Here is a 26843-nt window from a genome sequence, read left to right on the forward strand (position 1 = left end):
CAATGTCTTTTTTATTTAATCAAATGCGTAAGCTCATTGGGAAAACTTGGCAAGCTGATTTTGGCCGTTTTGATGCTCAAGTTGAATTCATCCGCGAAGGTGATACTGCCCAATTGAGTTTTTTACTACCTTTGGTATTGCCAAATGATAATATTGCCGCGTTTTATCGTTGTGTTTGTCAAGTGTGTGAACAATTGAATTCACAGCTTGAAAGTGGGTTGATCTCTAGTGCTCAGTTGATTTTAGGCATTCAGGGAAATTGGCAACAAAGTGTATACCAGCAAATTATTGCTGATTTATGCGCTAAATTGGCTAAATCTAATGTACATGTGACACTGATAAAGCAAAATAAAGCCAATAAAATCGCTATGATCAAAAGAGCAATTAAATGTGCTAAAGAAAAACAAAGTGAATTATTTGGTTGGTGTGATGGTGATTTGCTGTTGTCTGACAATATTATGGAAACATTAATTGGTAGTATTTATGTGCGACACAATTGCATCGTAGGTCCAGTGCATGTTCAAGTTAAAAATCCGCAAGATTTTATTGAGCAGCGTTACTTAAAACTTCCAAGGACTAAACCAAATAAATACCCCCAAGGCTGTGTGCTGTTTAAGCTCAATGCTGTTGAGCATGACTTTGATGAAAGAGATATCAGTGATGATGGCTATCTAACATTTGCCAATCTGTGTTTGGATGGTCAACCTATGAATGGAATACAGGTTATTGAAGCGGCCAAAATTTATTATTTGACCGATTTGAATCTTAAACAAAAGTTAATTCGTTTTCGCCGTATCAGTCTTAGTCATATGATCTTATTGCATAAGTTCGATAAGACTAAAGCTAAATATATTTATCACAATATTATGTTTGCACCATTGTTTGCACGGCCTTTGAAGTTTAATCGTCAACTGGTTGTAAAGTCTTTACTCTATTTTGGTTATTTGTTAGTGACCTTTGAATTGCTTTTAAGAGTGCTGATAGACAAACCGTTAAAACGAATTGTGTGGTCTGCTTCATCTGGTGGTGACGAATGAGCCGTATCAGTATTGCTATTCCTCATTATAATCAACCTCATTTGATTAGTAGGGCTATTGAGTCATTGTCTTTGACGTGTCTTAAAGATATTCAATTATTGGTAATGGACGATGCCTCATCAGATGATGTCTTTGCTCAGTTGCAACAGCAGTTAGATAAAACTAAACAACTAAGCAAACATCCTATTCGTTTGTTTCGTGCCAGTAAAAATGTTGGTACTTATCGGATGAAAAATGCCATTATCCAGCAGTTGGATACTGAATATTTGGCCTTTCACGATGCTGATGACTTCAGTGTGGCTATGCGTTTAGACCGTTTATATGATGGGATGAGAGACAGCAATATCGATATACTTGGCTCTGCTTATATGGAAGTCATGTCGGATTTAGATAAAGGCGATAGTTATTACATTAAACGGTTTTATAAGATGCCTTATCTTGCCCATAAAGTGGGGATTAAATACATCAGTTATCAACCCTCTCAATTAGTGCGCTTTAGCTGTTTTGACACTTTAGGTGGATTTGATGGTTCTACTCGAATTGGTGCGGACGATGAGTTTACCTTACGTGCTGTACATTGCAAAAAGGTGCGTAATTTAAGTGAGCCTCTCTATGTAAAAATAGAACAAGCTAAGTCGTTGACTACCGATGAGACGACTGGCTATCAATCGCCTATACGTGCAGCTTATAAACAGAAAATGGCCGATTTGCGTAAGAAAATTAAAACTGGCTTAAGCCAAGAGTTTTATCGCAATACGCCTAATGATGAAGATTTTAGTTTGAAGGAATTTTAAAAGGGATACATATGACAACAGGAATTTCTACAACACAACTCAAAGATGCCTGCGAACAAGGGTTGGCTTATTTGCGTCAGCAACAAAAAGCCAATGGAGCAATTACAGCTGCTAATTACGGCACTTTTGATGTTTGGGAAACTATTGAAGCGGCTATGGCTATCACTTTGTGGGCTGAGCAGGAAAGTTTGCAAAATGATGCTGTGCTAAGTGCCGCTATGGCGTTTTTGGCCAGTAGCGAAACTGATGATGGTATGGTGCCAGACTCAGCAAAACGCACGGATTTATATTGCATTGAGACTTCCAGTGAATATCTACAATTATTAAAGACCTTGCTAGAACGACAATTTCCTCTGCGCACCGATGTGATAAATCAAGCGCAATATATCTGTGAGAAACAACTTAATGATGGTCGTTGGAGAATCGAAAATCCGGCGGTAAGCGAAGATGTACAGCACTTGCCTAGTGTCACCGCTTTTGCCATGTTGGCTTTGCTTAGGGTTGATACTGAGCCTAAATATTTTTTACAAGCACTGACATTTTTAACTGAAGGACAGTTGGCTAATGGTACTTGGGGTCAACATTGGCAATATTATGAAACGCCGTTTTATCTGATGGCTCCAATTTGCGAGTTGTTGCAGCGCTTAAATGATAATGGCCGTTTTGATAGTTATCTTGCTAAAGCGCAACGTTTTGTTTTATCTGAGCAACAAAGTGATGGACGTCTGGTTAGTGGCCAAACTGATGGTGAAAATCAGATCAGTGAGTCTTTGCATACGGTATTGGGGCTAAAAACTTTATTGGCGACGGGCATTCAATTAGATGATCCTAACGTTCAAAAAGCCCTTAAATGGTTGCTTAGCCAACAAAGTGAAAACGGTTGCTGGCATGGTGGGGTATTTCCTCATCCGAATGTCAAAATCAAGAAAAATGAAGACGTCTTTTGTAGTGCTCAGGTGCTGATGATGTTGAATCGATATTGGCAGTTGAGCCAAGGCTATAAGGTATAGCGGATGTCTGCTGTTGTATTGTGTTCTGATTGTTTTAACAATCCGGGTTTGAAAAGATATGTTGAGGAATTGTTTGTCGCTGATTTAGCTGGGTGCCCTCATTGCGATTCGACTGAAGGCCATTGTTTAAGTGGCGCTATGGTTATTGAATTGGCTGATAAGTGCTTTTTGCACGGGGAAATAGCTAAGGCTGCTTATTACAATGATAAGAATATAGAGCGCAATAAACAGCAAAAGTTGTCAAGCAGTCTGGGGAAAACCCTGAAACAGGATATATTGTGCATTGAAAATGCCATTAATGATGCCTATTTGGAGAATACTGATTCCCAGATACTACTGCGAGCGTTAGAGAGTTATCCGGTTCGGGTTTTAACCCCATCAGATCAATTTTACCGTATAAGAGTATCGCCAGAGCAGCCACAAAATTCAGCAGAATATGATAGCCCTCCAGATGAATTGTTGGGTTCGGGACGACTTGATTCGGATAACATGCCTGTCATGTATGCATCGCAAAATCTTCAGATATGTATTCATGAGTGCCGGGCGGCGGCAAATGATAGCCTTTTTGTTGCGACATTGCGCCCGACGTCACATTTAAAATTGCTGGATTTGACTTGTATTGCAGCCGAACCGCTGCAAAAAGCTTTGCATATGGTATTTATGTTTAGTCGTTTTTCTTATCCTCTGACTCGCAGAATTGCGGTGTTGGCTAAACAGGCTGGTTTTGATGGCATTATCTATCCGGCTACATCTACTATTCTGGCAAAAATCGATCCTAAGGCTAAACAACAAAATAATTCGAAGGTGGTAGAGAATATTGCCATGTTCGGCAGGCCCATACTCGACTCATTGGTCGAAGTGGTAACTATAGAAGCAATAACATCGAGTAACCAACTTTAGGGAAAATGAAGATGGGTTTAGAATTAGTGAATCAAAAATTCGATGCAGAAATCGAAAAACTTAAACAAGACGATGAAGTGCTTGCTGTGATGGGCTACGGCTCATATTTTAAAGGCAGATTTAAATCTGGCAGCGATATTGATTTGATTTTGATACGCGATGGCGAAGATATTTCATATAAAAAGAAAGTGTTTAATGAAGGGTTGGAATTTGAATTTCGTTATGTGACTGAAGATTTCTTACTTGAACTGCTTAGCCGAAGGCATGGTCCTACCATCAAACATATGTTGGAAGCCACTATTGTGTCAGATCCAAACGGCATAGCTGAAAAACTAAAGCAATACGCTATAGATATTACTGCCAAGTCTATTGATGAGACCTTTCCTCATGATGCCAGACGGGAAAAAGCGCTGGTGATTGAAAGCCTGCATCGCAAAATCCATCAGGTTAAAGATCATCCCGGATTTTTTGAATTTGCTTGTTCAAAACTATTGCTTAATTTGGCTGATGCTTTTATTCGTCTGCATTGTCATTGGGGGCTACAGGGCTTTCGCGAATCAACAAGACAACTCAAAGCGATAGATCCTAAAGTGCACCAGCAATTTGAATCTGCTATGGCACCTAATCCTCAAGAGCTGAGAATGGAAAACATTGATGCCTTGTATCATTTGGTGATTGATGCTCTTGGCGGTGTGGTGGCAGTGAAAGAGTCGGTGCTGTCTATGGGCGTTGAACAGGTGATCAATACCATTGAAAATTAAGGGATGATGTGATGGCTTTTTTTAAAAGTATAAAGCAACGGCAATTGTTGGTGACCAATAAAAAGGTGATGTATACCAGCTTAACGTGCGCGCAAACTCTTGAAGAGATTGACTTGGCCCAATTTAAGGCGCTGTTCGATGAAGGTTGGCCTATATTGCAACTGGTTAGAAATCCGGTGGATAGGGTCGTTTCTTTTTATAAAGATAAAATTATCGATGCTGGTAGACGTAATGATAATGGCAAAATTCAAATTCAAAATTGCCAATATATGTTGTTGGCCATGATGCAAATGGAGCTTAGTTTAGAAACCACAGTAGCCGATATTTTGGCTGGATTGCGGGCGGTGCGTTTTGATGTTTTTGCTTTAAAAATGTTACCTCATTTGTATCCTCATACTAAACACTTAACTCCACAATATGCGATTTTGCCTGAAGAAATTCGAGAGGCTTTGAATGATAACAATTATCGTGTGGTAAAGATGGAAGATAGTGAACAATTGTCCAAGGAGTTGACGCCGCTTGGTGTTGATGTCGGAGTGATACACAATCAATCGAAAGTAAATACTCAAGTTGAGCTTGAGGAGCGTGTGAGTGTGTTTATCAAGAACCTCTATACTCAGGATTATGGAGAATATCAATATGAGTGATATTAATCCTCAGTTGCTTTTAGTAGATGAAAATGATCAAGTTATTGGTCATCAGAGTAAATTGGCGGCTCATTTGGGTGAAGGTCAATTACATCGGGCTTACTCGGTGTTTATTTTTAATCGTCAAGGGCAGTTGTTATTGCAACAAAGGGCTGCGCCAAAACCACTTTGGCCGGGAAGTTGGTCTAATTCTTGTTGTTCTCATCCGTCAGTGGGTGTTGCTATTAAAGATTCTGCTCAGTGCCGTGTTCAAATGGAGCTAGGCTTAGAGGCATCAGTGGAATACTTGTATAAGTTCTTGTATCGCGCTAAATATTTGGATGTTGGTCATGAGCATGAGTTGTGTCACGTGTTTTGGGCTATTTGCGATGATTTGCCAAAACCAAATACCGATGAAGTGGCTGCATATCAGTATATTGATATTGATGGTGTCGCCGATTTTATTGCTGCTAATGAACAGCAAGTGACTCCTTGGTTTAAGATGGAATGGGCTTATTTGCAAGTTCATCATCTTGAGGCTATTAAACAACAATTATTCGGTGAGTTATCGCCATGTTAAACACAATTAGACGTGTCATTGGTGAAGTTTATCAATATGATGCGCCGAAAAATGGTTATCAAATAGAGTGGGGAGGAGTTGCTGAGTCTGCACAGTTAACTGTTTTAGTGCCTTGTTTACTTACTAGCGATAGTCTTATTGATTTGTATAAAACGCTTGAAAGTTTGTTTGCAGAAGTCGAGTTGGTGCTAGAAAAGAAAATTTGCTCAGATGTGCAGCTGGTCGTGGCTGCACAATATCATCCTGCTCATCAGCATGAAAGTGATATTTACATTGAATTGTTGCAAGGGTTATTGGCATCGAAGTCGATTGTAGGCCTAACTACATTACTCATTAGTATGGATTATCCAAATAAAATTGATGCGATAAATACTGCTGTGGAATTGGCACGTCAAGCTGGCTCATTGTTTTTCTGTTGGTGTGACGATGATATTAAAGTGTCTTCTGGAAGCTTGGGTATGTTGGTGGACAAAATTAAGTCGGATGATTGCCATCTTGCAGGCTGCCGTAAGGTGTTGATTGAGCAAAAAGGCCAAACCCTATGGAGTAGCATCCGAAATTCACATAATAAGGTTAATAAATATCCGCAAGCATATTTAGCGTTTAAATTAGATAAAATTGATCACCAATTCGATTCAGGGGTTATTAGTGATGATACCTATCTTACATTCGCTAATATTTTTATTGATGCCGAACCTATGAATAAAATTGCTATTGTTGAGCAGGCTGTGGGGGAGTTTCAATCGGGGGCGACACCCTTGTCTAATCTAAAACGCTTGCGTCGTTTGGTTCTGAGCAATTTTATTGTGTTATCTAGAGTGGATGAAAGCTCTGCAAAATACGCATTTAATCAGATTATTTTTAAAGAATTGATGGATAAATCCCATCATAGCACTGCTAAAACTCGTTTGGTAAAACGTTGCTTATATGGTTTATATGGGCTGTTTCTAGCCGAGATCACTGTAAGATATTGGTTGAAAAAACCAATTCGGCAAGTTGGGTGGTATGGTCATTCTGGTAAAAGGCGGCCCACTTAAGTTTTATTTGCTATGGATATTATTGTAATGAACGAGAATCAATCCATTGTGTTATTGGTTATTGTGCTGGTATCGCTATTTATTTTTAGCTGGTGGTATAGGCTGCGAGGCCCTGTTGTCCAAGTCAAACAGAGTCGATTACTTAAACAGCTTACACAGCGTTTAGGTACTCAATTGAATTGGTCGCGACTTGAGTTGCATTTAATTGAGCAGGCTCATCCGCAATTGACAGAACAAATTGGTAATATTAATAAGACTGATTTTGAGCTGTTTTTCCGTCGTACATTCGGCTCTGGCTATTTGTATGAGTTCCATTCAATAGAGCCTGATCGCAATGCAGTGACCGTTACCAGTCGTTATAGCCCTGAACAATTGCAGAAGATGAAACTCTACGCTGAACAAACGGGCAGAGCTAAGACTGAATGGGAGTTTGTTCGAACGTTACTGGATTTGATTAAGTTTCATTTTGGTCGGCCTTATTTGCTAAAACCTAATGACAAAATAAAAGCGTATGGTGTAGAAGTTTTTAGGCCTAATCATCCATTAGATCATGGTATTCGCCAAGGTCGTTTGTCTGGAGATATTATTCGCTTGGTGGGTAAGTACCCTGATGAGTTCCGACAAGATATTGTTCAATTGGTTGCGGCTCAAACATACCTGTGTAAGTTTATCCGCCAAATGCAATTTACGGGGGCATTTCAGCGCTCGGGACGCGAAAGTGAGGGGAATGTTGCTGAAAACTATCAAGCTTATGCCCGTGCTGATGTTGGCTTTTTTCGTCAGGCTGCACGATATTCAAGTTTATTTGATGATCAACTACAAATAGATGATTTTGCCAACGCTTTGACTGCTGCTTGTGATTATCTTGCTGAGCCTCATGTGATGGGTGATATAATGGCAGCGGCCCATATGTTGGATTTACAAAGAATTGGTTTGTATGGTGAAAAAGATAGTATTATTGCTGCTCAATTACTTAATACTAATACACAATTAATGCATAATAGTGCGAATAAGGGAGGTACTGGTGGCTCACAAGTAATCAGGGAACTTAGACAGTTAACTGACTGCTATTTGGTTAATAATGGTGTTTTGGGTTTTTATCGTTTTGAGAAGAAATGGTATATGCAAAACAATGATTTAGATTTAATGGCGCAAGCTGTGGTGTTGGACTATTCAAAACCGTTGCCAGTATATTCACCGAGAAAGAAAAAAGTTGGAAAATTGGTAAAAGCTAGTCGTAAAATATTTAAACGATTGAAAAAATATTAGTCAAAAACTTGCCAAATGTTATAAGTGATAATTTAATTTCGCAGTAAGTATACCCGAATTCAGATAATAATTGATAACTGTAATATTATGCCTTCCAAACTCTGATAAATAAAACTTTACAAAACTCGTGATCAAATAAAAGTTTTTATTCGGTGTTGGCGCATTAAATTAAATAAAACCAATGAGTTATGGGTTGTACCTATTAAGCCCGATTAACAATATGAAGTGGGCACGGCCTGTCACGCTGGGGTTACGGCGGTTCGACGCTTCGATTCGAATCCCGACCACTGGGCCAGCTTGCATTTCCTCTTCTAAGCGAGCTTCCTTTACAAAAATCCAAAAATCCAAAAATCCAAAAATCCAAAAATCTCATTTACTTTAGCCCTTCCTTTGTCATCGTAATCAAACAGCTCACTTTTCAACATAAGCTTATAATAATGTCGACATAACTTTGCCTGTTGTGGCAAAGTGGCAGGCTCAGTTGGTTAGCTCTTGTCTTAGATAACTAGGCCTAAGACGATTATCTACGCGCCGTACTCATTGCAACTCTCATATCCTCTAAGCAAAACACGATTAACTTAAAGCGTAAACCATGGTTACTTTTTAACTCGTCTCTTTTCTAGCGATCTACTTGCGATCTGTTTTTATTTAAATATACTGTATGTATAAACAGTGTTTGGTGATGTATGGCGAATTATATAGATCTTCTTGAGCGTAAAAACTTGCTTTGGCGTGGGCGTGGAAAGGCCGTGCAGCATGATGTCGTCAGTACTCGCTTTGCTGCACTTGATGATGTGCTGTGTGGTGGTTGGCCGCAACAAGGTGTGATTGGTGTAAAAACTGCAATGGGAATAGGGGAGTTAAGGTTGATATTGCCCCACTTTGCGGATGATAACCGTTTGAAGGTATTAATTAATCCACCAGGACAAATACATGCCGCGGCATTGCATTATTTATCGTTAGACCTGAGTGAATTTATGATATTGCAGCCACCAAGTGAAAAAGAAGCACTGTGGGCTGCGGAGCAGTGTGTAAAAAGTGGTGCGTGTAGTGCGCTTGTACTTTGGCACGAAGCGCTTTCTATTGCCGCTGTAAAGCGTTTGCAGCTAGGTGCACAGACGGGAGGTTGTAGGTTATTTGTTTTACATCAAGCACAGTACGCTCAAACTCTACCATTTACGCTTTCAGTGGCTTTACAAGCACAGCACAGCGGCTTGGATGTGATAGTGAAGAAGCACAAGGGGCACTTGGCACATCGTAGTCTTAAACTAGAAAACCCCCACTATTGGCCAGAGCTTGAAAAGCCAAATCTACCTCATGTTAGCGATAATATAGTTGCATTTACAGGCTATGAGCGGCGTTTAACGAGCTAGTTATGTGGTTATATCTCTATTTTCCTATGCTGCAACTAGAGGGAATGACAAAGCAAACGGTTTCCGGTGATTTTGTTACACCCGTTGTTATTATTGATGGCCGCAAAAACCAGATAGTGCAGCTCAATGATGCAGCGCAGCAGCGAGGTATAAAAATAGGAATGGGCCTTGGGACTGCTTGTGCATTGTGTACACAGCTTCATGTTTTGCCCTACGACGACCTTCTAGAAAGACAGCAGCTATTAGAAATTGCCAATACGCTTTATCAAGTAAGTGCAGATATTGTAATCGATGAACCTAATGGCCTTGTGCTTAAAGTCGATTCTATGCTGTCGCTCTATCATGATTTGCCAAGTTACTGGCAAGTAATATCTGGACAATTAGCGCAACTTGGCAAGAGTTATTATTACGGCATGGGTGAGTCCACAATAATGGCTAAGCTCTTAGCGCGAGAGCATTGCAATGCGCTTATGTTAACGCAGTGCCAAAAGCGTCATTACTTGGGGAAGATAGGATTAACACGTACAAGTCTAGACAGTCAAGTGATTGAGTTGCTTGCTCGCACCGGAGTTAAAAACGTGGCGCAGTTAGAGCAGTTTTCACTCAGTGAACTGGCCAAACGTTTTGATACTGAACTCGTACATTATGTAGGCTGCTTGTTTGGAAAACTAAAGGAAACCCTTAACTATTACCAACCTGTGGAAACCTTTGAGCTTACTGCACCTTTACTTTACGAAGTCGAAGTAATGGCTTGGTTAGAAAAGCCAATCGAGCATTTGCTATCGCGTTTAGCGTTATTCCTACAGCAACGTAACTTAGTAACTCGAACGCTTTATTTTACCTTAGCACTTCGAGATAAAGAGGCTTTAGAGATCACATTAAACAGCGCGGAGCCTGAATATAAGGCGGCAAATTGGCAGCGCTTGTTAAACCTCAAGCTAGAATCCATAACCTTAGATGCACCCGTACAAAGTGTTTCACTCAAAGCTGATGCACTAGAAGCGCAGCATGCCACAATAAAAGATCTCTTCTCAACGCAGCAAAGTGCGATGTCTGCGCAAGGACTGCGGGCTATTCTATGTGCTAAGCTCGGTGAGCAGGCAGTGCAAGGTTTACAACTTACAGGCGATCCTCGTCCTGAAAAGGCCAGCACTTATAGCCACGAGCCACGTTTCACGACACTCAAGAGTAAATTAAGACCTACTATCCTATTTCCGAAGCCACAGCCGTTATGTGAAAGAGTCAATATTATTTCTGGTCCAGAGCGTATCGCTTCGGGGTGGTGGGACGGTGAGCCGGTCCAGCGAGATTATTTTATTGTACAAAATGAACAAGCGCAGCGGTTATGGGTATTTCGAGAGCAAAATAATCATTGGTATATTCATGGAGTATTTAGCTAATGTCTTATGCCGAGCTTTTTTGCCAGAGCAACTTTTCATTTTTGACTGGCGCATCGCGACCAGAAGAGTTGGTCAAACAAGCAGATTTTTTAGGTTACAGCGCAATAGCTATTACTGACGAATGCTCTTTGGCTGGTATTGTCCGTGCTCATGCTTATATTCGTGATCATAAACTCAAGATAAAACTGATAGTTGGGAGTTTACTGAAGTACAACAATATTGAGTTGGTTGCTCTTTGTCCTTGCCAGCTCGCTTATACAGAGTTATGTCGAGTGATCAGTAATGCTCGCCAGCGAACGGAGAAGGGACAATATCAGCTTAGTGAGTGGGATATTATGTCGCTTAAGCATGTCTTATTGTTATGGTTGCCAAAGGGAAACAGTCAAGATGTTCAATCATTGCAATGGCTGTGTAAATATCACCATAATAGAATATGGATTGGCTACCGACGTAACTTGAGTGCAAAAGATGTACATTATTTTACCCATTGTGTAAAACTGTCAAAAGCTTACCAAATACCTATTTGCGCTGTTGGTGGGGTGCTTATGCACTGCTCGTCTAGACTTGCGCTACAGCATACACTGACAGCCATTCGACAGAATCGTGTGATAAGCGAGATCCCTGAGAAAATGATTAGCAATAGCGAGTCGGCACTTAGATCTATCTCTAAGCTTAATAAGTTGTTTTCACCTACCTTTCTTGAAGAAAGTGCCAATATCGCGAAGCGATGTGTATTTAATTTAGACTCATTGCATTATCAATATCCTCAGGAGTTAGTGCCTAAAGGTTTTACTCCAATGACTTATTTACGCGCGTTGGTCGAAAAGGGTAAACAAGTTCGCTTTCCTGATGGCGTGCCGCCAGATATAGAAGCCATTATTGATAAAGAGCTAGCGCTTATCGAAGCGCTTGATTATCCGTTTTTCTTTATCACTATTCATGACATTGTGATGTATGCCAAACAGCATCAAATCTTATACCAAGGGCGAGGCTCAGCCGCTAACTCTGTGGTCTGTTATTGCTTAGAGATAACCGCGGTTGACCCTCGGCAAGTGGGTGTATTGTTCGAGCGTTTTATTAGTAAAGAGCGTAATGAGCCACCCGATATAGATGTGGATTTTGAACACCAACGTCGTGAAGAGGTGATCCAATATATCTACAAAAAATATGGTCGTAAACGCGCAGCATTAGCTGCAACGGTGATCACGTATCGTTTAAAAAGTGCCATGCGTGATGTTGGCAAAGCCTTGGGCATTGAAATGGCGCAAATAGAGTACTTTATTGAGCACCTCAACCGCCGTGATAAAGGGCTTAACTGGCAGGCCCAATTAGTGGAGTTAGGGTTAGAGCCAAACTCATTAAAAGGTCAGCATTTTATTCAGTTGGTTAATGACATTATGGGGTTTCCAAGGCATTTATCGCAGCATGTTGGTGGTTTTGTTATCTCAGAAAGTCCATTACATGAATTAGTGCCCGTAGAAAATGCAGCTATGCCAGAGCGCACCATTATTCAATGGGATAAAGATGACCTTGAAACTCTTAAGTTACTCAAAGTCGATATCTTGGCCTTGGGTATGCTAAGCGCTATCCGTAAGTGTTTTGGCTATATTGCAGCGCATACGAAGCGAAATCTGGATCTTGCCCAATTGACTCGTATGCAAGACGACCCTTTGGTCTATAAGATGTTGCAAAAAGGGGATAGTGTTGGCGTGTTTCAAGTAGAGTCTCGTGCACAAATGAGTATGTTGCCAAGGCTGAAACCCGCGAATTACTACGACTTAGTGATCCAAATAGCGATTGTACGTCCCGGCCCTATTCAAGGGGATATGGTGCATCCATTTTTAAAGCGACGGGATGGTGAAGAGCAAGTGACTTATCCATCCGAAGCGGTTAAATCGGTATTAGAGAGGACAATGGGGGTTCCTATTTTCCAAGAACAAGTGATAAAACTGGCTATGGTTGCTGCTGGGTTCACTGGAGGAGAAGCGGATAGCCTACGCCGAGCCATGGCGTCATGGAAAAAAACCGGGGAGCTAATGCAGTTTAGAGAAAAGCTTATTCGAGGCATGCTGGATCGGGGCTATGAAGCACAATTTGCTGAGCGGATTTTTGAGCAGATCTGCGGCTTTGGTGAATATGGTTTTCCTGAAAGTCACTCAGCTTCTTTTGCAGTGTTGGCTTATGCCTCTGCGTGGTTGAAATACTACTACCCCGCAATGTTTTATACCGCTCTACTCAATAGCTTTCCAATGGGGTTTTATTCGGCTTCACAGCTGTTGCAAGATGCATCAAGGCATGAGGTTAGCATTTTACCTATCTGTGTTAACCAGTCCGATTACGAACATCAAGTCGTACAAGAGCCAAGACAAGCAACGTTTGCGATCCGCTTAGGACTTCGGCTTATAAAAGGGTTAAGTGAAGAAGAAGCACTGCAATTATTACAATGCAGACCTCAAGAGGGGTTTGGGAATATCGTGCAGTTACAGCAAGCTGGTATTACTAACAGCACTATTGAAAAGCTGATTTCCGCGGATGCTTTACATCACTTTGTAGATAGCCGTTATGCGGCTAGGTGGTCACTTGCAGATCAAAGTAAAACCTTGCCACTATTCAGCGATATTGAAGAGAAAGAGTCGCAATATAGTCACTTTAGCGCCACAGAGTTTGAAAACTTACAGGAAGATTACAATAGCACTAAGGTTTCTTTACGCACTCACCCAATCAAGCAACTTGAGCAAGAAAAGCTTATACACCGAACGGTTAAGGCCAATGAACTGCTTTATCGACCGCATAAATCGTTAGTAACAGTGATAGGGCTGGTGACAGGAAAGCAAGCCCCGGGTACCGCAAAAGGCGTGACCTTTTTTACTTTAGAAGATGAAACAGGCAACATCAATGTAATTGTGTGGTCTGGTACTGCTCGAGCACAAAAGCAAGCCTATATGGGCGCACAGCTATTAGAAATAAAGGGTATAGTAGAGAAAGAGGGGGAAGTGGTACATGTTATTGCTGGTAGGTTAATCGATAGAAGTGAATTACTAGCAGCGATGACAATTAAGGCTCGCGCTTTTCATTAATTGCTTGTGAGGTGCTCGGCCTTTCGTAAATGCGTTTCACATATGCGTATAAGGTTTAAATGCCCCAATAGAGAGGCATTTTCGTTGTTTTTTCGCTTTAGCCTTGGAGCAGCTTCATCATGGCTGCAATAAACCCTTCTTGCTTAACGATTTGGTACTTCTGACAGGAGTCAGGATTTTTCAAATCGTGGCATAAATATAGTGTATTGCGCTCAAGCGCAGGCTTTGGATGTAAGTTTGAATCGAATAGCACAGGATCTATACCAGGAAGACCAGACCAATATACACTACTAGCCACAAGGCCTAATTTTTCATAAGTAATCAGTTGTGGTTTTGGCAGGATAATAAATAAAACACCAATCACAGCAAACACTATCCACTTACCTTTACCCTTGGGTTTATCGTTATCTGTAGCTGCTTGTGTTTGAGGTGTATTTGTTTGCCGTGCTTGCGCGGTTTGTTGAGCCTTTATCGCTGCAATTTGTTGTGGCGATGGTCGACGGTTTTTTGTTGTACTAGTGCGTTTCTTTTGATTGGACTGTACTTGACCTAAAAGCGATTGTTTTTTTGATGGTTTTGCCATGCTTTAAGTAGCCTTTTAGTTGCAGGTCTCTATAATGCTTCTATGCTAAGTATAATAGCTTATTTTTACACTACAGCCTACGGGAAAGGACTATGGATCAAAACATCTCTATTTTAATCGTCGATGATGTAGGGACAGTTCGCAGCTTTTTACATCAAACCTTAATGCACTTAGGCATTGATCATGTGAGAGAAGCCTCCACTGCAACGCAATGCGTAAAGTCATGTGAAGAGCAACATTTTGATATTGTCTTTTTAGATATTGAGCTGCCCGATGGTGATGGTAAAGAGTTAATTGCAACCCTAAATGAAATAAACCCGAATATTAATGTCGTTATGGTGTCGGCACACTCAACGGTAGACAATGTTAAAGATGCGATTGAGCGCGGTGCTAAAGGTTTTGTTGTTAAGCCATTTTCGCCAAAGAAAATCGCGGCTATGCTGAAGAAGTTTTACCCAGATTTAGAATTGGTTTAAAACGGCACTGATTTTATCTTTTGATACCAAAGTATATAAATTACAGACATAAAAAAACCGACATAATGTCGGTTTTTTCAATCCAGCAACAAATTAAAGTGCTTTGATCTTAGCAACTAAACGGCTCTTATGACGAGCAGCTTTGTTTTTGTGGATTAGACCTTTAGTTGCGTAACGGTCTAGGATAGGTGCAGCAACAGCGAATGCTTGAGTTGCAGCTTCTTTATCACCAGCTTCAATTGCAGCGATTACTTTTTTGAAGTATGTACGCATCATTGAACGACGGCTTGCGTTGTGCTTACGACGCTTTTCGCTAGTGATAGCGCGTTTTTTTGCAGACTTGATGTTAGCCAAGGTTTGCTCCTAACAATCTTAAAATAAGCTTAATTTAAAGGCCGAGGAATATGCCTGTTTTAATCGCAAAAGTCAATATAAATTAACAAGCGCGGCCTAATGTTCAACACCCAAGACTCGACTTGGGCTATTCTCAATTCTTAACCTGTACAAATCAAAACGTTGCTATGCGACATTTTTACTTCTATAGCAGGCAAGTAAACCCGTAATATCCCAAGTTGCACTAATAATTTGCAAAGCGTAGCTTCACAAAGTGCCTTGAAAATCTCAGGTCTGAACCAAAGTAAACAGTCAAATTTCACAAGGTGAAACAGGCCTACCAAGGTTAATGGCGCGTATTGTATCAAAGCTGACAGGGCACGCCTAGTGCTAAATGCACAACGACTGTGGCATAATCTGCCGCGATTCACTGAATTTAGGAGTTAAGGTGGTGGCAAAAGGGTTATTTAAATCGGGTATGATTGTCAGTGCCATGACTATGATTTCGCGGGTTCTGGGCCTCGTTCGAGATGCTGTCGTGGCAAACCTATTGGGCGCAGGATTGGCCGCCGATGTCTTTTTATTCGCCAACCGGATCCCTAATTTTTTGCGTAGGTTATTTGCAGAAGGCGCGTTTGCTCAGGCCTTTGTTCCTGTACTTTCAGAAATTAAAGAAAAGCATGGAGACGATAGAGTAAGGTTATTCGTTGCACAAGCCGCTGGGACACTCGGGACTGTATTGCTTATTGTTACTATTTTAGGGGTGATAGGCTCTCCTGTGATCGCCGCATTATTTGGTACAAGCTGGTTTCTCGACTGGTGGCAAGGTGGTGCAGATGCCGAAAAATTTGTGCTTGCAAGCGCACTATTAAAGCTCACCTTTCCTTACTTATTTTTTGTTTCATTAGTTGCACTTAGTGGGGCGGTACTGAATGTTTATAATCGCTTTGCCGCAGCGGCCTTTACGCCAGTTTTACTCAACGTGTCGATTATTGGCTGCGCTATTTTTCTCCATGATAAATTTGCACAAGGTGCGTACGCTCTAGCACTCGGTGTATTTATTGGTGGTATTGTTCAACTATTATTCCAGATCCCATTTTTGTTGCGCTTAAAAGTTTTGAGTCGCCCTCAATTTGCATGGCGGAGCCCTGAAATAACCAAAGTAAGAACTCTGATGATCCCAGCATTATTTGGTGTTTCTGTTAGCCAAATTAACTTACTACTGGATACCGTCATTGCCTCTTTTCTCGTGACGGGATCGATTGCTTGGCTTTATTATTCAGACAGATTAATTGAATTTCCACTCGGCCTATTTGGTATCGGTATTGCGACCGTGATACTGCCTGCACTTTCTAAATTACACGCAGGAGAAAAAAGTGAAGATTTTCAGAAAACTCTAGATTGGGGTGTCCGTTTTGTCATCTTCTTGGGGTTACCTGCGATGCTAGGGCTGATGGTGACAAGCCCACTTATCATTTCTGTATTATTTGGCCATGGTGAGTTTGTTTCTCAAAATGCAGACAATATAAACAAGGTAAGCTTAGGGGTAGCCGCATACTCCGTTGGCTTATTAAGCTTTATGTTGATTAAAGTACTTGCACCGGGTTTTTACGCTAGACAAGATACTAAAACGCCTGTTCGAATTGGTATTATTACTATGGCACTCAATATGGTTTTCAATCTTATCTTAGCGCCTTTTATTGGTTATCTAGGCCTTGCATTGGCAACTTCATTATCAGCGTCTTGTAATGCGTTTTTACTTTATCGTCAGCTGTCACATCAAGGTGTGTATCAGCTAAGCGCATTTTCTCTTGGTTTTACTGCCAAATGCTTTGTTTCAGCGGTCGTGATGGCTGTATGCGTATACTTTCTCGGCGCACGCTTTGAATGGCTAGAGTGGGGACTAATGGAGCAGGTGCTATTACTTTGCGGATTATTAGTAACCGCAATGGTGAGCTATTTTAGTTTACTATTTATACTAGGGGTAAGATTGAGCACAATCCGAGATGCTTGATTCGCATTTTTAAGCAACTTGGGTATAATCGGGCTCTTTGATATTTGCTGCACAAAGGCACGGCACTATGCAACTAATCCGAGGGATCCATAATATTCGACCACATCATTTTGGTTGTGTGTTGACGATTGGAAACTTTGACGGGGTTCATCTTGGACATGTAGAGGTTTTGAAGGGGCTGATTAGCGACGCAAAACACTATCAACTTCCAAGTACAGTGATGTTATTTGAGCCGCAGCCCTTGGAGTTTTTTGCCAAAGATAAAGCACCGGCTAGGCTGACGCGATTACGTGATAAACTAGTCCTGTTGCAAGAGCTTGGTATAGAGCGAGTCATTTGCGTCAACTTTAATCGCAAGTTTGCCTCGCAAGATGCAGAGCAATTTATCAAAGAAGTCCTAGTGACAAAGCTTGGAACCAAGGCGCTCACGGTCGGCGATGACTTTCGTTTTGGCCGTGAACGTGCTGGTGATTTTGCAATGCTAAAACGAGTGGGCGAACCGCTAGGTATGCAAGTAAAAGACACGGCAAGTTTTCGCAAGCAAGATTGTCGTGTAAGTAGCACGTTGATCCGCACGGCACTTGCAGCTGGTGATTTGCGTCAAGCACATGATATGTTGGGCCATACCTATGCCATTTCGGGCCGTGTTATTCACGGTTGGAAGAAAGGCAGAGAGCTTGGTTTCCATACTGCAAATATTGCCTTAAAACGCCAAGTGAGCCCTGTGCGCGGTGTGTATGCGGTCAAAGCGACTGTGAATCACAAAACACATTATGGCGTAGCGAATGTTGGCACTAAGCCAACCTTAAACGGAACGAAAGCCCTTTTAGAGGTGCATCTGTTTAATTTTAATGAGACCATCTACGGTCAGTTTATGAAAGTGGAGCTAATTGAAAAGCTTCGCGATGAGCAAAAATTCGAAACATTGTCGCAGTTAACAGAACAAATCAGTCGTGATGTTAGCAATGCAAAACAGTGTTTTTCTTTAACGTAGCCGATACGGAAAGTAGGATAAATGAGCGACTACAAACATACTTTAAATCTACCGGAAACTGAGTTTCCGATGCGTGGTAATTTGGCGCAACGCGAACCAAAGATGCTGAAAAAATGGTATGAAGAAGACCTATACGGTCAAATTCGCATTGCGAAAAAAGGTAAAAAGCCATTTATTTTGCATGACGGTCCTCCGTATGCAAATGGTGATATTCACCTAGGTCACTCAGTAAACAAAATCCTAAAAGATATTATTATTAAGTCAAAAACGCTTTCTGATTTTGATGCACCTTACGTACCTGGTTGGGACTGTCATGGTCTTCCAATTGAGCTACAGGTGGAAAAGAAAGTAGGCAAACCAGGTAAGAAAGTATCGGCTGCTGAATTCCGTGAAAAGTGCCGCGACTATGCTAAAAAGCAAGTTGATGGCCAAAAAACAGATTTCAAACGCCTTGGTGTGTTAGGTGACTGGGATAAGCCATACTTAACCATGAACTTTGATTTTGAAGCCAATGCTATTCGTGTGCTTGGTCGTATCATCAAAAATGGTCACCTGCACAAAGGTGCAAAGCCAGTTCACTGGTGTACGGATTGTGGTTCAGCGCTTGCTGAAGCGGAAGTTGAATACCAAGACAAACAATCGCCAGCAATCGACGTAAAATTTGTGTTTGCTGATCAAGCGGCAATCATTGGTGCGTTTGGCTTGGCCGAAGGCCATGAAGGCAAGGGCGAAGTAAGTACCGCAATTTGGACTACAACGCCTTGGACATTACCAGCAAACCGCGCTGTGGCAGTACACGGCGCGCTAGAGTATGCGCTGGTACAAATCGAAGATGAAGGTCAAGAGCAGCGTATTGTGCTTGGTTCTGAATTAGTAAAAGACGCTGTTGATCGTTTTGGATTTAAGCACTTCCACGTACTAGGTTACACGAAAGGCGCTGCACTTGAGAATCTGCACGTTGCACACCCATTCTTAGATTTCGATGTGCCTGTTATTTTAGGTGAGCATGTAACAACAGACTCAGGTACTGGTATCGTTCACACAGCACCTGGTCACGGTCAAGAAGACTTTGCAGCGGGTCAGGCTTACGGTCTAGAAGTTGCAAACCCTGTTGGTGCAAATGGTGTTTATCTACCAGATACACCGATTTTTGCAGGTCAGCACGTATTTAAAGCAAATGACAGCATCATTGAGTTATTAACTGAGAAAGGCGTATTGTTCCGTCATAAGGCGCTAACGCATAGTTATCCGCATTGCTGGCGTCACAAAACTCCTATTATTTTCCGTGCGACGCCACAATGGTTCGTCAGCATGGATCAGGCTAACCTACGTGCTGATTCACTGAATGAAATCAAAAAGACAGAGTGGTTACCAGAGTGGGGTGAAAGCCGCATCGCAAACATGGTTGAAGGTCGCCCTGACTGGTGTATTTCACGTCAGCGTACTTGGGGTGTACCAATCGCATTATTTGTCGATAAAGACACCGGTAGCCTACATCCTGAAACGGAAGCCCTTATTGAAGCCGTTGCTAAATTAGTGGAAGAAAAGGGTATTCAGGCGTGGTACGACTTAGAGCCTAGCGCGCTATTAAGTGAAGCAGATGCTCAACAGTACGTAAAAGTACAAGATACGCTAGACGTATGGTTTGACTCAGGTGTAACGCATGCGTGTGTTGTTGATGCACGCGAAGATTTAACAGGTCCTGCAGATCTTTACCTTGAAGGCTCGGATCAGCACCGTGGTTGGTTTATGTCATCAATGATGACTTCAGTTGCTATCAATGGTCATGCACCTTATAAGCAAGTGTTAACGCACGGCTTCACGGTCGATGAAAAAGGCCACAAGATGTCTAAGTCATTAGGCAACGTGATCTCGCCGCAAGACATCATGAACAAACTAGGTGCAGATATTTTACGTTTATGGGTAGCTTCTACCGATTATACGGCCGAAATGACTGTGTCTGATGAAATCTTTAAGCGCTCAGCTGACCGTTATCGTCGTATTCGTAACACAAGTCGTTATCTACTTGCGAACCTAAGCGGCTTTGATCCAAAAACGAATTTAGTAGCAATTGAAGATATGGTTGAGCTAGATCGCTGGATTGTTGCGCGTGCTGCACAGCTACAAACTGAGATCAAAACAGCGTACGACAAGTATCAAATGCTTCAAGTAACACAGAAGCTTATGAATTTCTGTACTGGTGAATTGGGCTCGTTCTATCTAGACGTGATTAAAGACCGTCAGTACACGGCGAAAAGTGATAGCCATGCCCGTCGTTCTTGTCAATCAGCGCTTTATCATATCGCCGAAGCGATGACACGTTGGATGGCGCCAATCATGAGCTTTACTGCACAAGAAATCTGGGAAGTATTACCAGGTGAGCGTGGCCAGTTTGTATTCACGGATACTTGGTATGATGCAATTGAAGGGGCGACAGAAGGCTCGTTAAATAACGAGTACTGGCAAAACCTACTTGCGGTACGTGATGAAGTAAACCGTGTACTCGAGAATGCACGTAAAGAAGAAGTGATCGGTGCGACGCTACAGGCTGAAGTAACGCTATATACTGGCGGTGACTTAGCTGAGCAGCTCAATGCCATTGGCGACGAATTGCGCTTCGTTTTACTAACTTCGAAAGCAACGGTAGAAGTAGTCAACAACAAACCAGAAAATGCAATTTCATCAGAAATTGATGGTTTATACATTAGTGTAGCGGCAACATCGGCTAAAAAATGTGATCGTTGTTGGCACTATACGGACGACGTAGGTAAGAATGAGCAACATGCAGATATCTGTGGCCGTTGTATTAGTAACGTTGAAGGTGACGGCGAGCAGCGTCAATTCGCCTAGGAGTAAAACGTGACACAAACTACACAGAAAAGTGGTCTGGTGTGGTTGTGGCTTAGTCTACTGCTTTTTGCAGTAGACTATTTCACCAAAGCACTGGTTATGGCTGAAATGGAACTCTATGAGTCCATTGATATTTTGCCTATATTCAATCTCACCTATATGCATAACTATGGTGCGGCTTTTAGCTTCTTAAGTGAAGCTGGTGGCTGGCAGCGTTACTTTTTAAGTGGCATTGCCGTTGCTATTAGCACTTTATTGATTTTTTGGCTTCGTAAATTGCCAGCATCAAATTGGAAGTTGGGATTAGCTTATGCGCTGGTATTAGGTGGTGCGGTAGGAAATTTATACGACCGCATTATTCATGGTTATGTGATTGACTTCCTACATTTCTATTATCAGGATTGGCACTATCCAGCGTTTAATGTCGCAGACATGGCCATTGTCGGCGGTGCTGCCCTATTAATTTTCGATGCCTTTACCAGTGGCGATAAACCACAGGAGAAAAATGCGTGAGTGAGCAACTAATTGGAGCAAAGTCTGAAGTCTTGTTCCATTTTTCAATCAAGTTATCAGACGGTTCAGCAGCAGATTCTACCAAAGTTCATAATAAACCCGCTAAGTTGTTTATGGGTGATGGCAGCCTGACGGAAAATTTTGAAAAGTGTTTGCTTGGATTAAAAGCGGGCGATGAGAAATCTTTTGAGCTAGAGCCAGAAGACGCGTTTGGACAACCAAATCCTGACAATATCTACTATGTTGATAGAAGCAAATTTGGCGCAGAAACCCCCGCTCAAGTAGGTAGCATCATTGCATTTACGCAACCAGATGGTACTGACTTACCTGGATTGATCCGAGAAGTAGCTGGCGACTCGGTAACTGTCGATTTCAATCACCCGCTTGCAGGCCAAAAAGTAACGTTTGAAGTTGAAATTCTTGAGGTAAATAACTAATGGATATCTTGCTGGCAAACCCGAGAGGATTCTGTGCAGGTGTAGATAGAGCGATTAGCATTGTTGAGCGTGCACTCGATATTTTCGAAGCGCCTATTTACGTTCGCCATGAAGTTGTTCATAACAAATATGTTGTTGATGGTCTGAAGTCTCGTGGTGCGGTATTCGTTGAAGAGCTAAATGAAGTGCCAGACGACAGTATTGTTATTTTCAGCGCGCATGGTGTTTCTCAGCAAGTACGTAATGAAGCGAAGCGCCGAGAGTTAAAAGTCTTTGATGCAACTTGTCCGTTAGTGACAAAGGTGCATATGGAAGTGACGCGTGCTAGCCGCAGAGGTACAGAGTGTATTTTGATTGGGCACCATGGGCACCCTGAAGTTGAGGGTACTATGGGTCAGTATGACAATCCGAATGGTGGTATTTATCTCGTTGAAAAACCAGAGGATGTAGCAGCACTCGAAGTGAAAGATGCTGACAATGTGTTCTATTGCAGTCAAACAACATTATCGGTAGATGACACTGCGGATGTAATTGACGCACTGCGTAGCAAGTTTCCGAACATCAGTGGTCCTCGAAAAGATGATATCTGCTATGCTACGCAAAACCGCCAAGATGCGGTTCGCGACTTAGCGGACAAAGTTGATTTATTGCTTGTGGTGGGTGCGAAAAATAGTTCTAACTCTAACCGTTTAAGAGAACTTGCGGATAAAATGGGAACTAAAGCATTTCTTATCGATGATGCCTCTTCCATCGAAGAAACTTGGTTCGATGGGGTTGCAAAGGTAGGTGTAACTGCCGGCGCATCTGCACCTGAAGTGTTGGTTCAACAGGTTATCTCTCGACTTAAAGAACTTGGTGGGAAAACGGTAGTTGAGAACCCAGGACAAGAAGAAAATGTCGTGTTTGCCGTACCTGTAGAACTCAGATAAGAGAGTTAGCACGATGACACCGCGTATCAGGTTGTTGTCTGCACTATTGAGTGAGCGAGGTGTGCTAGCATTGCTAGTTGCCTCGCAAATCCTAGCCTTTTTATATACGTTGATTTCCGCGACTGCGTTTTGGCAATCCCTTGGGTTAACTAGCTTATTTATTCATTTCACCGCCTTTTTATCACTTGCCGTGATAGCGATTGTGCGCCACGCTGTTGAGAAGCGCTCAGATCTAGTTGAAGCAGGTATTCTCATTTCTGTCTTCGTGCTTTGTACTGTTGTTACTAGTACGGCTTTTCCCTATGGTTTTACACTGCTCGGTTGGATTGATGAGGCAAAAATTGAATTGAGCTTATGGCGTAACATCGCAATATGTCTTTGCATTATCACGCTTTTCGCGCATTTCTTAGCTATCTTTACCGATAATATTCGTAAGGTGAAAGCGCTATCTCAAGCGGAACTTGAAGCGTTACATGCGAGAATTCGGCCGCACTTTTTATATAACTCACTCAATACCGTGGCCGAATTGACTCATATCGATCCAAGTGCAGCAGAAAAGTCAGCATTAGCCCTTGCCGATTTATCTCGCGCTGCGATGTCCACACAAAATATTGTTCCGCTGGAAAGTGAAATATCTTTATGCAAAGCGTATTTAGCACTTGAGCAGTGGCGCTTTGCAGAGCGTTTGAGGGTAGAGTGGGAATTAGACAATGTCTTGGGAAATGTTTTGATCCCTGCGTTGATATTACAGCCATTGGTGGAGAACGCGGTTAGCCATGGGGTAGAGCCAAACCCAAATGGAGCGGATATTCGTATTCATATTCACTGTAGTAAACGCACCTTAACGGTGGTAATTTTTAACAGCTATGACGCAAAATTAAAGCCGACGCACCAAGGGCATGGCATTGGGATAAGTAACATCAGACGCCGCTTGGCTTTACACTACAATCAGCCAATTGATTTTAAAACCGAAGCCAGTCAAGATAGCTATACCGTCAGTTTTTCGCTACCGCTATGAAAACAGTAATATCTTACCTTATTGTGGATGATGAGCCGTTGGCAAGAGCTCGCGTTAAACGATTAATGCAAAAGCACGCAAGCTTTCGTTGTATCGGTGAAGTTGACTGCGCTGACGGTGTGGAAGCGCTACTAAATCAGGAGCCTGTACAGCTAATTTTTCTTGATATTTCGATGCCGGGTCAGTCAGGTGTTGAGCTTGCGAGTCAATTACGCCTGCAATTTCCGAGGATGAAAATCGTGTTTCTAACGGCGCATCCGGAATATGCGTTAGAAGCATTTGAACTGCACGCCAATGGTTATCTAGTGAAGCCACTAGATAGTGATAAGCTTGATGCTTTATTGACTACTATCTTTCCGAGTATGGAGACGCTAAGCTATTACGTTGGCAGTGAGTTGCGTTACGTTCAGGTTTCGGATGTTATTGTTGCCGAGGCGGATGAAAAATATACGCGAGTAACCTTGAATTCCGGCCTACAAGCATTAATTGACATGTCACTCAAGTCACTGTTAGATAAGTTTCCAACACATTTTATTCAAATCCATCGCAGTACATTAGTTAAGCGAACAGAAATTTCAGCTTTAGAACTACATGAACAAAAGCACTATGTTTGCCTCAAGTCGCTGCCCAATCGCTATGAAGTTAGCCGTAGAGCTTACACCCAACTAAAAACATTATTTTGAGTGTTAAGCTAAGCGGTGAATAAACCGTTTATCGCCTCAATAGACCTTTCATACTATCCCGTATTGAGTTTCAAAGACGACTGCTTACACTGAAGCTAGGACAATTGAATTCTGGTTGAGATATGCATATTTCGCTAAAGCAACATGGCTTCACACTGTTAGAAGTGCTTATTGCGTTTATGATTTTAAGCTTTGGGCTGCTTGGTGCTGTGGCATTACAAGCAAAAGCTAAACAGGCAAGTTTTGATTCTATGCAGCGAGCAGCTGCGGTCGAGCTTGCCAGTGACATTATGCATCGTATTCGTAGTAATGATGCGACTAATATCACAACACTTTACGATGTTGACTTTAATAGTACCGAAGACGTACAGGCAAACACCACGTGTTATACACAGCGCTGTAATGCAGAAACGCTTGCGAAAACAGATATTGCTAATTGGCGTCAAGCGATAAGAGCAAGGGAAAATACAGGCTCATTGGATAACGCGGTAGTGTGTATTAACCCCACCTCCGTTGCCGGTGATACATCAGGGGTAAATGTACAGGTCATTGTCACTTGGCGAGGTCGTCAAGCCATGACAGCCCTTGCGAATAATCCCGCGGGAGATTGTGGCACGGTTGATGATAGACGCAGAGCAGTAGTTATGGACACATTTGTTTTAATTAGGAGTGAGCCATGAAAAGGATGTTAGGGTTTACTTTATTAGAAATAATGATCGCCATGTTCATTGGTGTAATGTTATTGGCAGGTGTTATAGCAACATACATAGGTATGAAGGCGACCACCAATGACACGATGCAAATTGGAGAATTACAAGAAAAGGGTCGCTTGGCTCTATCAATAATGCGCCGTGATATTGAGCAAGTAGGTTTCTGGGGAACTTTTTACGACAAGGGTTTCACTGCTACTAATCAAAATGCACCGGCAAACCCTGGGAACGATTGTTCTGGCGGACCTAACAACGGAAGTTTCCCTAACAATGACCCAACAAATTTTAGGCCTATATGGGCAACAGTCACAAATGGTGCATCAGCACTAGGGTGTATCTCTCGAGCTGTGCCTCAGTCTGAGGTGTTGCAAATGAAATTTCTTGAAGGTAACCCTGTAGGTATCACGGGATTAGTTCCGAATGCAGGGGAGGTACAGAAGACTAGGTACTATTTTATTGCACAGCAGGAGCAAGCAGAGTTTATTGCTGGTAATAGCATTGTCGATATGCCAAGTGTAAATGCCACATTATGGCCCTATAGCCATCATGTTTACTATGTGAGTGAAGAAGAGCAAGTTATTAATAACCGTACGATTACTGTTCCAGTGTTGAGGCGGAAGAGGCTATTAATTAGCGGTGGAATGGTTGATGAGCTAGTGATTGAAGGTGTTGAACAGATACGGTTTGTGTTTGGTTTAGATACCGACTATGACGGCCGCGTAGACAGATACAGGCATACTGCGAATATGTCTGAGGCTGATTGGAGCGGAACACGAGGCATTTTGTCTTTGCAGCTGTTTGTTTTAGTTAGAGTATTACAGCCTGATGCAGATTTCGGGGTGCAAAAGCGAACATATTATCTTGGTAATGATCCTGCTCGTCGAGAGCTAACTTATACAGATGCGGTTCGCAGAACGGTTTTCTCAACCACGATTTCGATGTACAACATGGGAGGCTCAGCATGGGAAATGTAAAGCAACGAGGTGTAGTGCTGATCATGGCGATGGTGATGGTGGTTGCTGTTATGGCGGTTGCAGTGACTTTAATGAGCACAAGTACCTTGGATATTAAAATGACGCATGCGGTGATGGAACGAGAAGAAGCCGAGAGCTTACTGTTTGGTGAAATGCAGAGATTAATACGACAAGAGCAGCGAGCCCCCAATAATGTGTTTTTACGCTCACGGCAGCAGCTAGCAGACGATGGGGCAACAGTACAAACACCCAATGGCTTACAAGCGACCGTAACGAACTTAAACAATGGAGAGCTTGAGTTATTTTGTCCTCGGCAATTTGATTACACGGATGGATTCGTCTGTAACATGACGGAAGTCCAGGCGACGGTGGATTACGGCGATAGAGGTCGTCACAATGTAACTATTGTGATGGGTATTGGACAAGAAATAGTCAGTGTTTCAAATTAATAATAGACTTCTTCGG

Annotated in this window: 26 protein-coding genes; 24 read left to right on the forward strand and 2 right to left on the reverse strand. The window is 42.1% G+C overall.

Features of this window, described 5'->3' with window-relative positions:
* Positions 1–2 precede the first annotated feature (2 nt).
* The 12 genes from L1271_RS01965 to L1271_RS02020 all read left to right on the forward strand — a co-directional run bounded on the left by L1271_RS01965 (position 3) and on the right by L1271_RS02020 (position 13864).
* On the forward strand, positions 3–1037 hold the full coding sequence (locus L1271_RS01965; RefSeq protein ID WP_010606652.1) for a hypothetical protein: 1035 nt from the start codon (positions 3–5) through the stop codon (positions 1035–1037).
* Positions 1034–1831 carry a glycosyltransferase family 2 protein gene (locus L1271_RS01970; protein ID WP_102057201.1) on the forward strand — a complete coding sequence of 266 codons (798 nt, stop codon included), beginning with the start codon at positions 1034–1036 and terminating at the stop codon, positions 1829–1831. The genes L1271_RS01965 and L1271_RS01970 overlap by 4 nt, the downstream gene beginning before the upstream one ends.
* Before the next feature lie 11 nt (positions 1832–1842).
* The gene (locus L1271_RS01975; protein ID WP_235366643.1) at positions 1843–2841 is read left to right on the forward strand and encodes a prenyltransferase/squalene oxidase repeat-containing protein; all 999 of its coding nucleotides are present in this window, start codon (positions 1843–1845) and stop codon (positions 2839–2841) included.
* A gap of 3 nt (positions 2842–2844) precedes the next feature.
* Entirely contained in the window at positions 2845–3741 is an 897-nt protein-coding gene (locus L1271_RS01980; protein ID WP_010606655.1) for an RES family NAD+ phosphorylase, read from the forward strand.
* Between the two features lie 11 nt (positions 3742–3752).
* The gene (locus L1271_RS01985; RefSeq protein WP_102057199.1) at positions 3753–4502 is read left to right on the forward strand and encodes a nucleotidyltransferase domain-containing protein; all 750 of its coding nucleotides are present in this window, start codon (positions 3753–3755) and stop codon (positions 4500–4502) included.
* 11 nt (positions 4503–4513) lie between these two features.
* The gene (locus L1271_RS01990; protein ID WP_102057198.1) at positions 4514–5149 is read left to right on the forward strand and encodes a sulfotransferase family 2 domain-containing protein; all 636 of its coding nucleotides are present in this window, start codon (positions 4514–4516) and stop codon (positions 5147–5149) included.
* Complete coding sequence (gene idi / locus L1271_RS01995) at positions 5142–5708, forward strand: isopentenyl-diphosphate Delta-isomerase (RefSeq protein ID WP_010606658.1); 567 nt, start codon at positions 5142–5144, stop codon at positions 5706–5708. The genes L1271_RS01990 and idi overlap by 8 nt, the downstream gene beginning before the upstream one ends.
* On the forward strand, positions 5702–6745 hold the full coding sequence (locus L1271_RS02000; protein ID WP_010606659.1) for a hypothetical protein: 1044 nt from the start codon (positions 5702–5704) through the stop codon (positions 6743–6745). The genes idi and L1271_RS02000 overlap by 7 nt, the downstream gene beginning before the upstream one ends.
* Positions 6746–6919: 174 nt before the next feature.
* Positions 6920–8014, forward strand: coding sequence for a SidE phosphodiesterase domain-containing protein (locus L1271_RS02005; RefSeq protein ID WP_235366644.1), 1095 nt, complete (start codon positions 6920–6922; stop codon positions 8012–8014).
* A gap of 686 nt (positions 8015–8700) precedes the next feature.
* Positions 8701–9387, forward strand: coding sequence for a translesion DNA synthesis-associated protein ImuA (gene imuA / locus L1271_RS02010; RefSeq protein ID WP_174169974.1), 687 nt, complete (start codon positions 8701–8703; stop codon positions 9385–9387).
* A 2-nt stretch (positions 9388–9389) separates the two neighbouring features.
* Positions 9390–10787 carry a Y-family DNA polymerase gene (locus L1271_RS02015; protein ID WP_235366645.1) on the forward strand — a complete coding sequence of 466 codons (1398 nt, stop codon included), beginning with the start codon at positions 9390–9392 and terminating at the stop codon, positions 10785–10787.
* Complete coding sequence (locus tag L1271_RS02020) at positions 10787–13864, forward strand: error-prone DNA polymerase (RefSeq protein ID WP_235366646.1); 3078 nt, start codon at positions 10787–10789, stop codon at positions 13862–13864. Before L1271_RS02015 ends, L1271_RS02020 begins: the two co-directional genes overlap by 1 nt.
* Before the next feature lie 97 nt (positions 13865–13961).
* On the opposite strand, the gene L1271_RS02025 is transcribed toward L1271_RS02020, so the two are convergent.
* Positions 13962–14447 (reverse strand): hypothetical protein, encoded by a 486-nt coding sequence (locus tag L1271_RS02025; protein ID WP_102057192.1) that lies wholly within the window; start codon positions 14445–14447, stop codon positions 13962–13964.
* 92 nt (positions 14448–14539) lie between these two features.
* Between L1271_RS02025 and L1271_RS02030 the strand changes: the two genes are divergently transcribed.
* Positions 14540–14923: a response regulator gene (locus L1271_RS02030; RefSeq protein ID WP_010370975.1), complete on the forward strand. Its 384-nt coding sequence runs from the start codon at positions 14540–14542 to the stop codon at positions 14921–14923.
* 93 nt (positions 14924–15016) lie between these two features.
* On the opposite strand, the gene rpsT is transcribed toward L1271_RS02030, so the two are convergent.
* Complete coding sequence (gene rpsT / locus L1271_RS02035) at positions 15017–15277, reverse strand: 30S ribosomal protein S20 (RefSeq protein ID WP_010370978.1); 261 nt, start codon at positions 15275–15277, stop codon at positions 15017–15019.
* A gap of 430 nt (positions 15278–15707) precedes the next feature.
* On the opposite strand from rpsT, the gene murJ reads away from it, so the two are divergent.
* The 11 genes from murJ to L1271_RS02090 all read left to right on the forward strand — a co-directional run bounded on the left by murJ (position 15708) and on the right by L1271_RS02090 (position 26827).
* Entirely contained in the window at positions 15708–17270 is a 1563-nt protein-coding gene (gene murJ, locus L1271_RS02040) for a murein biosynthesis integral membrane protein MurJ (protein ID WP_082083474.1), read from the forward strand.
* A 67-nt stretch (positions 17271–17337) separates the two neighbouring features.
* Positions 17338–18264, forward strand: a complete 927-nt coding sequence (ribF, locus tag L1271_RS02045) for a bifunctional riboflavin kinase/FAD synthetase (RefSeq protein WP_010370985.1) — start codon at positions 17338–17340, stop codon at positions 18262–18264.
* Positions 18265–18285: 21 nt separating this feature from the next.
* Positions 18286–21114 (forward strand): isoleucine--tRNA ligase, encoded by a 2829-nt coding sequence (ileS, locus tag L1271_RS02050; protein ID WP_235366647.1) that lies wholly within the window; start codon positions 18286–18288, stop codon positions 21112–21114.
* Positions 21115–21123: 9 nt separating this feature from the next.
* On the forward strand, positions 21124–21627 hold the full coding sequence (gene lspA, locus L1271_RS02055; RefSeq protein WP_010370991.1) for a signal peptidase II: 504 nt from the start codon (positions 21124–21126) through the stop codon (positions 21625–21627).
* Positions 21624–22064 (forward strand): FKBP-type peptidyl-prolyl cis-trans isomerase, encoded by a 441-nt coding sequence (gene fkpB, locus L1271_RS02060; protein WP_010370993.1) that lies wholly within the window; start codon positions 21624–21626, stop codon positions 22062–22064. The genes lspA and fkpB overlap by 4 nt, the downstream gene beginning before the upstream one ends.
* Positions 22064–22993 carry a 4-hydroxy-3-methylbut-2-enyl diphosphate reductase gene (gene ispH / locus L1271_RS02065; RefSeq protein WP_010606669.1) on the forward strand — a complete coding sequence of 310 codons (930 nt, stop codon included), beginning with the start codon at positions 22064–22066 and terminating at the stop codon, positions 22991–22993. The genes fkpB and ispH overlap by 1 nt, the downstream gene beginning before the upstream one ends.
* 13 nt (positions 22994–23006) lie before the next feature.
* A complete protein-coding gene (locus L1271_RS02070) occupies positions 23007–24011 on the forward strand; it encodes a sensor histidine kinase (RefSeq protein ID WP_102057188.1) in 1005 nt (334 codons plus the stop codon).
* The gene (locus L1271_RS02075; protein WP_102057187.1) at positions 24008–24694 is read left to right on the forward strand and encodes a LytR/AlgR family response regulator transcription factor; all 687 of its coding nucleotides are present in this window, start codon (positions 24008–24010) and stop codon (positions 24692–24694) included. The genes L1271_RS02070 and L1271_RS02075 overlap by 4 nt, the downstream gene beginning before the upstream one ends.
* A 122-nt stretch (positions 24695–24816) precedes the next feature.
* Positions 24817–25374, forward strand: a complete 558-nt coding sequence (pilV, locus tag L1271_RS02080) for a type IV pilus modification protein PilV (RefSeq protein ID WP_235366648.1) — start codon at positions 24817–24819, stop codon at positions 25372–25374.
* The gene (locus L1271_RS02085) at positions 25371–26378 is read left to right on the forward strand and encodes a PilW family protein (protein WP_235366649.1); all 1008 of its coding nucleotides are present in this window, start codon (positions 25371–25373) and stop codon (positions 26376–26378) included. Before pilV ends, L1271_RS02085 begins: the two co-directional genes overlap by 4 nt.
* The gene (locus L1271_RS02090; protein WP_010606674.1) at positions 26366–26827 is read left to right on the forward strand and encodes a hypothetical protein; all 462 of its coding nucleotides are present in this window, start codon (positions 26366–26368) and stop codon (positions 26825–26827) included. The genes L1271_RS02085 and L1271_RS02090 overlap by 13 nt, the downstream gene beginning before the upstream one ends.
* Positions 26828–26843: the final 16 nt, after the last annotated feature.

Origin of the sequence: Pseudoalteromonas sp. OF5H-5, assembly GCF_021530695.1 — a bacterium.
Classification (GTDB): Bacteria; Pseudomonadota; Gammaproteobacteria; order Enterobacterales; family Alteromonadaceae; genus Pseudoalteromonas.